Annotated in this window: 2 protein-coding genes; both read right to left on the bottom strand. The window is 46.6% G+C overall.

Annotation, left to right across the window (positions count from 1 at the left end):
• Positions 1-960 (bottom strand): carbohydrate ABC transporter permease (locus AC5V8P_RS25095; RefSeq protein ID WP_081276732.1); only part of this gene is annotated, 960 nt, incomplete at its 3' end.
• A gap of 27 nt (positions 961-987) precedes the next feature.
• Complete coding sequence (locus tag AC5V8P_RS25090; protein WP_063209766.1) at positions 988-2,280, bottom strand: ABC transporter substrate-binding protein; 1,293 nt, start codon at positions 2,278-2,280, stop codon at positions 988-990.
• Positions 2,281-2,433: the final 153 nt, after the last annotated feature.

Here is a 2,433-nt window from a genome sequence, read left to right as displayed (position 1 = left end):
ATCCTCCTTCCGAAACATGCCAAAAAATTTGAGCTGGATCAGGTTCAGTACCAATGTAAATACGAGCAATACAATGCCCACCGCCGCTCCAAAGCCCATGCTGTTCTGTTCCAGACCCTGACGATAGAGATAGCCAACAATCGTTAACCCAATATCGTTCGGGGAGTTATTTCCGTTCCACAGCATATAGCTCTCGGTGAACATGGACAACCCGGCATAAATACTAATCGTAAATACGTAAATCGTCACTGGTTTCAGCATAGGAATCGTAATCCGCCAAAATGATTCGAAGCGACTGGCTCCATCAATCTGAGCTGCTTCATATAACTCGGGAGGAATATTCTGTAGCCCTGACATGTAGTACAGCATATTCACACCCAGCCATCTCCACAGGGCCAGCACGATCAACGCTAAAAATCCGGTGTTCGCATTCATCAGCCATTTGTAAGGCTCAAGGCCGAATAGTCCTAACAGGGAGTTCATCAGCGAGCCATCCAATTCCCCGAACATGAGTCGGAAGATTGTTCCTGCCACCACTACTGAGGTCAGTGCGGGTATAAACATCACGGAGCGAAACAGCCCTCTGCCTGGCATTTTAGGTGAATTCAGCAATACCGCCAGTACCAGTGGCAGAGGAATCAGCACAACCAGTGTGAGCAGCGTATACAGGACGCTGTTCAATATCGCTTTTCCAAAGGTAGGATTCATTAAATCCTTATAATTTTCTAGGCCAACGTAAGTTGTGATCCCTGGTAGGACTTCCTGAAAGCTCATAATGACCGTCGAGATGACCGGATACGCAAAAAACAGTGCAAAGGACAGTAAAAATGGAAGGACAAATACATACGGTGCCGTACGACTGGAATGAATAAATCGGCTCCATTGACTTCTGGTCGGACGCTGAGGTTGTGGCGGCTGACCTGTCGTTACATTAGCGTTCGTATGAACGGGCGTTGCCATGAATCTCACTCCCTTTCCTGTTGGGGTCTATCTCAGTTCATCTGCCAGCTCATGCAGCACCGTAGCTGGATCTTCGCCACTCTGTAGTGTCCGATAAAGTATTTTATTGCGTACAGCACTGGCGATGTCAGGCGTTTTCGGTCCAATATGCACCGCATTGATCTCATCTTTGACTTCGATCAGCGTGTCAAAGATATTCGTTCCGAAATAATCCGTAAATTTATTTTTGGCTTTCGCTTCCGGCATGGTCCACACTTCACTGCGGATGGGATCAAAACCTAGCTGCTTCCAGATTTCCACATTCCCTTGCTTGGACAGCTTGGCGAAGGCTAGAAAACGCATCGCCAAATCCTGGTGTTTGGATTGGTTCGTGACTACCGTTCCGGTTCCACCCATACCTGCTGAGCGATAGCCGCCTTTTTCCCACGCCGGCATCGGTCTAATGATGATCTTCCCTTTCAGGTCAGGCATGTAATCCGTAAAACGTCCCATGTACCACATCGGCATCCACACCGAAGCGGCCCCGCCCTTATTCATAAACCCGTAGTATTCCTCCATATGATGTCCGCCGCCTGGTGCGGGAATAGCGATTTTGTCTTTTATCATCTGTTGGAGAAACTCAAGTGTTTTAATATTGGTTTCATTATCCAGCGTCAACTCGCCATTCTCATCCAGAAAGTCCGAATTTTGCTGGGAGATCATCGGCCAGTAGCTCCACAGGTCATTCGTTTCCAAGGTTGCCATCGGCTTGCCCGTTTTTGCCAGCACTTGCTTGCCAGCAGCAGCATAGTCTGCCCAGGTAACGATGGAATCCGGGTTTACTCCCGCCTGATCCATGATCTCTTTGTTGTAATACATCACTTCGGCTCCAACGTGAAAGTCAATGCCGTAATACTTACCGTCTTTGCCGTAAATCTGCACTCTGGAAGGCACAATGTTCTTGAGCTCAGGGTCTATCACCGGATTGAGCGGGACCAATTGCGGTATTCCTTTGAGGAAATTACCAATCTTGTTCACCTCGATATCCGCGATATCCGGCGCTCCAACCCCTGATTGCAACGCAATCGAAAGCTTGCTGTGGTGGTTGTCATAAGGAAATGTATTCGCTTTCAAATTAATCAATTCATCAGGGTGCTGTTGGTTCCATTGGTCAGCCATTTGCAGAAAAAACTTCTCATGCAGTTCATTGAATGTCCACAATACAAGTTCTGTTCCCGGCCCATCTTTTTCATCGTTCATGAAAGAACAGCCTTGCAGCAGTCCAGCCATCAAAACCACCACCATAAGCATCACAGCCATGCTTTTTCTTCGCAGCAGCATATCCTTCCCCCTTCGCATGATGAAATCCTAATTCGTAAAATGATTGCGCTTTCTTTTATTATTTAACATCAATACAAATTAGTTTACAACAACATTATTCAAAAAAAATTCGTTTTTGTGTAAAACAGATCTCAATGCATTATAGGGGGAAAA

The sequence above is a fragment of the Paenibacillus sp. N119s genome (assembly GCF_059447605.1).
The sequence above is the reverse complement of the archived record's forward strand: the minus strand, read 5'-3'. Positions and strand labels throughout refer to the sequence as shown.